The following is a 7,675-nucleotide window of genomic DNA, read 5'->3' on the forward strand; positions in this document are numbered from 1 at the left end:
CCCGCGCCCGCCGGCACCCCGCAGATCGAGGTCTCATTCAACATCGACGAGAACGGGATCGTCAACGTCGAGGCCGAGGACCAGGGCTCGGGCAACAAGGAAGAGATCACCATCGAGGGCGGCGCAGGCCTCTCGGACGAGGAGATCGACCGCATGCAGGACGAGGCCGAACAGCACGCAGAGGAGGACGAACAGCGCCGTGATCGCATCGAGGCGCGAAACGACGCCGAGAGCGCCGTCCAGCGCGCCCGCAGCCTCATCGAGGAGAACGAGGAGGACCTCGACGAGGAACTGATCGAGGAGATCGAAACCGAGATCGACGAGGTCGAGGCCGTGTTGGAGGACGAGGACGCCGACACCGAGGAGATCAAATCCGCCACCGAGGACCTGAGCAAGGCGCTTCAGGAGATCGGCAAGCAGATGTACCAGGACGCCGAGGGCGCGGCCGGTGCGGGTGCCGGCCCCGACGGCATGGGCGACATGGGCGGTGCAGGCGGCGCGGGTGCGGCCGGCGCTGGCGGTGCGGGCGCCGGCGGCCAGGAGGGCGAGTACGTTGACGCCGACTTCGAGGACGTCGGTGACGACGAGGACGACCAATAAGGTCGGCCAACTGACGGCAACGGGTTCCGATCGACAACGAACAGGAGAGCTTTTTCAGGCGGATCACGCTCGCCAACCGGCGACGCCAACGAGAACGATCGCATCCGCCAGCGTTCGACCCGAGTAACGAGGATCGAAAAGCGGCGATTAGACGGTTTCGAGGGCGTCCTCGATCGATTCGTCGCCCTCGATAGTTTCGAAGGTCTTTCCGTAGGTGTTCTCGATATCCAGCGCAGCCACAAGGATTCGGGCGACGTCCGCGCGGGTGATTTCGCCGCGCTCGACCCGCCGGGCGACCTCGATCTCCCCGGTTGCGGGCTCGTCGGTCAGCGCGCCCGGCCGGACGATGGTATAGATCAGATCGCTGTCTTGGAGGTGCTCGTCCGCGGCGAGTTTCGCTTCGAGATACGGCTGCAGTGCTTCGGGACTCTCCTCGGGCCGGTCGGCGTTGATCGAACTGAGCATGACGAATCGTTCTGCCCCTTCCTGCTCGGCCGCGTCGATCAGCCGGATCGCGCCGTCGCGATCCACCCCCTCAACGTCCTCGCCGCTCGATCCCGCGGCGAAGATCACCGCATCGCATCCCTCAACGGCGTGGGTGACGTCCTCGGCCAGGTCCGCGACGACCACGTCGACGCCGAATTTCTCCTCCATTTCGTCCACCTGTGACTCCGTGCGGACCATCGCGTGTGCGGTCTGCTCGCTTTCGGCGAGCAGTTCCGTGACGTGCTGTCCGACCCCGCCGTGCGAACCCGCGATGAGTACGTCCATGGAGGAAGGAGGGGCGACGGCACCAAAAGAGCGCGGTCGGCCATCGAAGGCGAGGGTTCAGGCCGACTCGTGGAGCGTCTCGCCGCGGCGGAGTCGGGTGGCGATCCGGAAGGTCTGTTCGCGCTCTCGCCGGGTCGGGGTATGGGCGGCGAGATACCGGGCGGTGGCGATCAGATGGAGCCGCCCCTCCCCGCGCTCGGTCCCCCGAAAGGCCGCCTCGACGTTCTGGAGCGTGTGGAAGTTCGCGTCCTCACGGAGCAAGGCTCCGCCGAGGGTGCGCTTCAACTCCTCGGTGTCGCCGCCCGAATCGAGGTAGTCCGCGATGATCCGCCCAGCCGTGTTGACCGCACCCTCCTCGTCGAACGTTTCGAGGAGGTCGTCAAGGAGGGACTCATGATCGGCCCCGACCTCGCGCGGTTCGGGAATCGGTGCCGGCGGCGTGTTGAGGAAGCGGTCGAGATAGACGTTGATCGCGCCGTCGTAGATCGCCCGGTAGATCCCCTCGCCGTCGGCCCGGCGAGCCAGCCCGCAGACCGCGTTCGCGTAGGTGTAGGTGTGATGGACCGTGTTCCAGTCGCGGAACTCGTTGCCCGTTCCGAACTGTGCGACCCGGGTCGCTGCGGCCTCCGCAACGATATCGGCCAGCTGGGCCGCGCTCGCACCGTTTTCGATCGCCCCGTCGAGTGTCGCGACGAGTTCGTGGGGCTCCTCCGAAAGCAGCGTTTCGACGAACCCCTCGGACGGCGTCCACTCGCTGTCCTCGCCCGCCCCGATCCTATCGGGGAGGTCCTCGAACGACTCGGCGAGGAGGCCGGCCAGATCCACGGGTTGGCGCCACGACGACCGTTCCTCGCTTCGCTCGGCGTTCACGAGTTGTGGGACGAGCGCCGGAAGCAGGTCGTCGGCGCGCTTCCAGCCGACGTGATCCAGCGTCTCGCAGGCTTTGTTGAGGAAATCCATCGTGTGGCCCGTATCGAGATACCGGTGGTCCGTGGCCGCCCCGACCAGCATCGAGACGACCCGTTTTCGGGAGCCGTCGGCGATCGCACTCCTGAGGACGCGCTCTCCGCCCTGTCGGTCGTGGACCTCGATGCAGTCGCGGAACCACCGGTCGAGGCGCTCGGGGTCGTGCTCCCCGGTCAGGGGATCCTGAACGAACCTCGGGGGATGGCCCGCGGCGTCGTCGGCAACGCTGACCGCACCCGTGTAGAGCGCCCGGCGGCGATCCGCGCGCTGGAGACCCGGGAGGAGGTTCGCCATCGCGCCCATCGTCGTGAGCCCGCGGCCCCAGCCGTCGTCCCGGTAGCGTGCGCCGAAGATCGCGATCCGCTCCAGGGGCGTTTCGTACCCGACCTCGGCGTCGTCGAGCCCGATGACCGCCTTCGCGAGAACCAGTCGAAGGTCGTTCTCCAGGCCGTCGTCCAACCTCGCGAGCCAGCGTTTCTCGGGGGGTTCGTCGCGTTTCGGATGGGGATCGACCCAGATCTCCTCGCCGCGAACCTCGACCGGATAGGTGGGAACGTCGTCCGCGAAGGGGTCGAACGTACTCCCACACGCGAGTTCGAACCGGGCGTGATGCCAGTGGCAGGTCAGGATCCCGTCGTCGACGGTCCCCTGATTGAGCGGAAAACCCATGTGCGGACAGCGGTTGTCGACGGCGTATATCTCGCCTTCGTGGCGAAAGACCGCGATGGCCTGTCCACGGGTCGTTACACGGGTACGATCCGTCCCGTCGAGGTCGGCGAGGGTCCCGACGTGCACGAATTCTTGGTCAATTGTTGTCATACGACAGTCTACACGGGCAGGTGACTAAACGGTTCGCCGGGGCGACTCAGACGACCGACAACGGGAGGCCGGTCGCGAGTCCCACGAGGACGACCACGATCAGCTCCCCCACGACCATGGAATTCGTCGTCGGGCGGCCGTCGTAAGCGCGGGGTCCCGAGAGCGGTCCGTTCAAGTACGACAATCGTGTAAGGGGTGACAACTGATGAGCGAGGATTTCTACGACGTCCTCGGCGTGAGTCGGGACGCCGACGAGGACGAGATCAACCAGGCCTTCCGGAAGAAGGCCGCCAAGTATCACCCGGACGTCAGCGACGAACCGGACGCGGAGGAGAAGTTCAAGCAAGCCAAGAAGGCAAAGGAGGTCCTTTCCGACGAGCAGAAACGCTCGGCGTACGACCGGATGGGTCACGAACAGTTCGAACAGGCCGAGAAACGCGGCGGCTTCGACGGCGGTGCGGGCGGCGCCGGCGGGTTCGGTGGAGCCGGCGGCTTCGGAGGGGGCGGCGGGGCCGGCGGCGGCCTCGGCGACATCTTCGAGCAGTTCTTCAGCGGCGGTGGCGGTAGCGGCCGCCGACAGGGCGCTGACCTCCAGACGCGCCTGTCGGTCACGCTCGAAGAGGTCTACGAGGGCGTCGAGAAGGAGATGACGATCAACCGACCCGAGACCTGTCCGACCTGTGACGGCGCGGGCGGAGAGAACCCCGAGACCTGTCCCGAGTGCGGCGGGAGAGGGCAGGTCACGCAGGTCCAACAGACCCCCTTCGGCCGGATGCAACAGACCCAGGCCTGTCCCAACTGCCGGGGCGACGGGCAGGTCTACGAGGAGAGTTGTAAGGAATGTCGCGGCGACGGGCAGGTCACCCGCGAGACCACCCTCTCGGTCGAGATCCCGGAAGGGATCCGCGACGGCCAGACCCTGCGGATGGAACGCGAGGGCGCACCGGGCGACCAGGGCGGTCCGAAGGGGGACCTGCTGATCGAGATCGCGGTCGAGGACCACCCCGACTTCGAGCGCGACGGCGACGACCTGAAGTACCGACAGGCGATCTCGTTCCCGAAGGCGGTCTTCGGCGCCACCGTCGAGGTCCCGACGATGGACGGCACGGTAGAAATGGACGTCCCCGCAGGGACACAGAGCGGCGAGCGCTTCCGCCTCGGCGGCAAGGGGATGCCCCGGCTTCGCCGGCGCGGTCGGGGCGATCTGTACGTCTCGGTGCAGGTCGTGACGCCCGAGGAACTCAACGAGGAACAGCGCGAGGCGCTCGAAGCCTTCGCAGAGGCGGGCGGCGAGGAGGTGGAGGTCGAGCAGGGCTTCTTCGAGAAGATCAAGAGCTCGCTGTAGTCGGACCGAGCACGTATTTGCGTTGCGACCACGAGAGGTCGGCATGGACACCATCGGGGAGATCGTCGCCCGCGACCGACGGACCCGAGAGCCGGCACTGCGTGCACAAACGGGCGTCAACCTCCGCTATGACTACTACCAGTTCTGTACGACCGCCCACAAGACGGGCAACTTCTTCAGCCATCGCGGCGTTCGCGTCGACTCGCTCGTCGCGATCGAGAGCGAGCCCAGCGGCGCGCCGCTGCTCTCGCTGTTCGGGGCGGCGCTGCTGGGCGCGCGGGTGCGCTTCGACCTGTCCTCCGAACTCGACGCCCGATTGCTGGTGGCGCCGGGAGAAAAAATGGAAAAATACGACCTCCCGGCGGGCGCGAGCCGCATTGCCTACACCGGCGACGCGAGTGGGAGAATCGAGGCCTTCGGCGAGAGCGTCTGGAGCGAGAACCCCGCCTGTCCCACTCCGTCCGAAATCAGCCCCGAGACGCCGCTGCTCGAAACCGAGAGCGAAACCTACACGCACGGCGAGTTGCTCGCGAGCGCGGAGGCCGTCGTCGACCGGTTCGGGATCGAACCGGGAACCGAGGTGGCGATCCGCGCGCCGCTTGCCGATCCCGGAACGGTCATTGCGGGCGTGTTCGCACCGCTGCTCGCCGGCGGCGTGATCGTCTTTCCGGGTCCCGACGATATCGGGGATATCGCCGTCGGCCAAGGACCCGAACCGACCACGATCCCACCCGAACGCGTCCCGTAACCTCTTCGCTTTCCGTCGGTTTTGGGAAACTGTTTTACCAGAGAAACGACTGCCTATACGGTATGGCAAATAGTCGCATGCTGAACGGGAGGCACCGCTACCGGTCGGTCCCGATCATCTACCGGATCGGCGCGGCGTTCGTACTCGGCTCGCTGGCCGGTCTCACGATCGGGGAACCGATGTTAGCGTTGCAACCCATCGGTGATCTGTTCGTTCGACTGCTCAGCATGATCGTCGTCCCGATCGTGATTTTCACGCTGTTGATGGGTGTTCGCCACCTCACACCCTCCTCGCTGGGACGAGTCGGCGGGCAGGTCGTCGGGCTGTATGTCGTCACCTCGGCGATCGCCGTGGGGATCGGGCTGGCGGTCGCGAACGCCATCAACCCCGGTCAGGGTCTGACGTTGGTCGAAGCAGAAATCGACACACAACAGACGCCGAGTTTCACCGAAGTGTTCCTCGGAATCGTCCCCGAAAATCCGATCAACGCGATGGCGAGCGGCGACATTCTCGCAGTGTTGTTCTTCGTGATCGTGTTCGGGCTTTCGTTGGCGATGGTTCAAGAATCGAGCGACGACGCACGGATCCAAAACGGCGTCGAGACGTTCTTCGACCTCGCGGAGGCGGGCTCGGAGGCGCTGTTCAAACTCGTCTGGGGGATCATGGAGTACGGCGTCCTCGGCGTGTTCGCGCTGATGGCGGCCGTCTTCGCGGAGGCCGGTATCGGGGCGCTCTCGACGTTCGCGCTGCTCGCGGCTACGCTCATACTCGGCGTCGGGCTTCACATCTCGATCATCTATCTGGGCACGATCATCGCATTGTTGACCCAGCAGTCCCCGGTCGCCTTCCTCGCCGGCATCAAGGAGGCGATGTTGACCTCGGTCAGCATCGCCTCCTCGAGCGCGACGCTCCCCATTTCGATGTCGAACGCCGAGGACAACCTCCGGATCGACGAGGAGATCTACGGGTTTTCCCTGCCGCTCGGCGCGACCATCAACATGGACGGCACCGGGATGTACCAGGGGATCGTCGCCATCTTCGCGGCGAACCTCGTGGGCGTCTCGCTCACCCTCACCGAGCAGATCACCGTCGTCACCATCGCGGTGCTCGCGAGCATCGGCACCGCGGGCGTCCCGAGCGCCGGGTTGATCCTCCTGACGCTGGTGCTTACCCAGCTCGGACTCCCCCTCGAAGTCGTCGGCTTTATCGCGGGGATCGACCCGCTGCTCGACCGGCTTCGCACCATGACGAACGTCACCGGCGACCTCGCAGTGGCGACGCTCGTGGCCCACTGGAACGGCGCGGTCGACTTCGAGGACGGCGTCTGGGCGAGCGGCGACCGGGCCCCCTCGATCGCCCCGGGCGACGACTGACGACTACTGCGCGTTTTCGAGCCCTTCGAGTGCCTCGGGGTTTTCAATGGAACTCATGTCACCCAGCTCCTCGCCCGTGTAGCTCGCTTGGATCGCCCGACGGACCACCTTCCCGCTCTGAGTCTTCAGGAACTCGGAGACGAACAGCACCTCGCGGGGGCGGAACGGTTTTCCGAGTTCCTCGCCGACCTGCGCGCGCAACTCCTCGCGCAACGCGTCGCTCCCCTCTACCCCGTCTTCGAGGACCACGTAGGTGATGACCGCGGTTCCAGTGGTTTCGTCGGGCACGCCCACCGCGGCGGCCTGGTTCACTGACTGGTGATCCATCAGCGCGCCCTCGACCTCCGCCGGCCCCACCTTGCGGCCGGCGACGTTCAGCGCGTCGTCGGCTCTCCCATGAAGGAACCAGAAGCCATCGGAGTCCTTCTGGGCCCAGTCACCGTGATCCCACAGCGGCGGCTCGGTGAAGGAGCTCCAGTACTCATCGAGATACCGCTCGTCGCCCTCCCACAGCGATTTCGTCATGCTCGGACAGGAATCGCGCGCGACCAGAAAGCCCCGCTCGTTCGAATCGGCGACCGATTCTCCCGCCGAGTTCACGATGTCGATGTCCATGCCTAACCCAGGTCCGCCGAGCGTGCAGGGTTTCAGCGGCTGGTTCGGCATCGGCATCAGGAAACAGCCACAGATCTCCGTGCCACCGGAGATGTTGATGATCGGGGCCTCGCCGCCGCCGACCTTCTCGTAGAACCACTGCCACGACTCGGCGTCCCACGGCTCGCCCGTCGAGCCCAGAATTCGCAGCGAGGAGAGGTCGTGCTTTTCGACCCAGTCGTCGCCGTGTTTGCGCAGCGCGCGGATCGCCGTCGGGCTGATCCCGAACTGCGTGATCGAGTGGCGGTCGATCATCTCCCAGAACCGATCCGGTTCGGGGTGGTCGGGCGCACCCTCGTACATCACCACCGTGCCGCCGAAGGTGTGGGTCCCGATCAGGGTCCACGGACCCATCATCCAGCCGATGTCGCTCACCCAGAAGAACCGGTCGGCGGGCTT

8 protein-coding genes are annotated in these 7,675 nt (G+C 66.0%); 4 read left to right on the forward strand and 4 right to left on the reverse strand.

Features of this window, described 5'->3' with window-relative positions:
- The coding region (locus EAO80_RS15230; RefSeq protein ID WP_162994036.1) for an Hsp70 family protein at positions 1 to 600 on the forward strand (600 nt) is incomplete at its 5' end.
- A gap of 147 nt (positions 601 to 747) precedes the next feature.
- Here the strand turns inward: EAO80_RS15230 and EAO80_RS15235 are convergent.
- From EAO80_RS15235 to EAO80_RS20670, 3 genes are read right to left on the reverse strand one after another with little or no spacing between them, the layout of a single operon-like run.
- Positions 748 to 1,371 (reverse strand): SDR family oxidoreductase, encoded by a 624-nt coding sequence (locus EAO80_RS15235; RefSeq protein WP_122090727.1) that lies wholly within the window; start codon positions 1,369 to 1,371, stop codon positions 748 to 750.
- Between the two features lie 57 nt (positions 1,372 to 1,428).
- Complete coding sequence (locus tag EAO80_RS15240; protein WP_122090728.1) at positions 1,429 to 3,156, reverse strand: Rieske (2Fe-2S) protein; 1,728 nt, start codon at positions 3,154 to 3,156, stop codon at positions 1,429 to 1,431.
- A gap of 46 nt (positions 3,157 to 3,202) precedes the next feature.
- On the reverse strand, positions 3,203 to 3,331 hold the full coding sequence (locus tag EAO80_RS20670) for a hypothetical protein (RefSeq protein WP_281273051.1): 129 nt from the start codon (positions 3,329 to 3,331) through the stop codon (positions 3,203 to 3,205).
- A gap of 30 nt (positions 3,332 to 3,361) precedes the next feature.
- Here EAO80_RS20670 and dnaJ point away from each other — a divergent pair, with 30 nt between their 5' ends.
- The 3 genes from dnaJ to EAO80_RS15255 all read left to right on the forward strand — a co-directional run bounded on the left by dnaJ (position 3,362) and on the right by EAO80_RS15255 (position 6,622).
- Complete coding sequence (gene dnaJ / locus EAO80_RS15245) at positions 3,362 to 4,501, forward strand: molecular chaperone DnaJ (protein ID WP_122090729.1); 1,140 nt, start codon at positions 3,362 to 3,364, stop codon at positions 4,499 to 4,501.
- Between the two features lie 43 nt (positions 4,502 to 4,544).
- A complete protein-coding gene (locus EAO80_RS15250) occupies positions 4,545 to 5,249 on the forward strand; it encodes an acyl-CoA synthetase family protein (protein WP_122090730.1) in 705 nt (234 codons plus the stop codon).
- A 62-nt stretch (positions 5,250 to 5,311) separates the two neighbouring features.
- Positions 5,312 to 6,622 carry a dicarboxylate/amino acid:cation symporter gene (locus EAO80_RS15255; protein ID WP_368280557.1) on the forward strand — a complete coding sequence of 437 codons (1,311 nt, stop codon included), beginning with the start codon at positions 5,312 to 5,314 and terminating at the stop codon, positions 6,620 to 6,622.
- Positions 6,623 to 6,625: 3 nt separating this feature from the next.
- On the opposite strand, the gene EAO80_RS15260 is transcribed toward EAO80_RS15255, so the two are convergent.
- The coding region (locus EAO80_RS15260) for an acyl-CoA synthetase (RefSeq protein WP_162994037.1) at positions 6,626 to 7,675 on the reverse strand (1,050 nt) is incomplete at its 5' end.

It is taken from the genome of Halalkalicoccus subterraneus, from assembly GCF_003697815.1.
In the GTDB taxonomy this organism is placed as follows: domain Archaea; phylum Halobacteriota; class Halobacteria; order Halobacteriales; family Halalkalicoccaceae; genus Halalkalicoccus; species Halalkalicoccus subterraneus.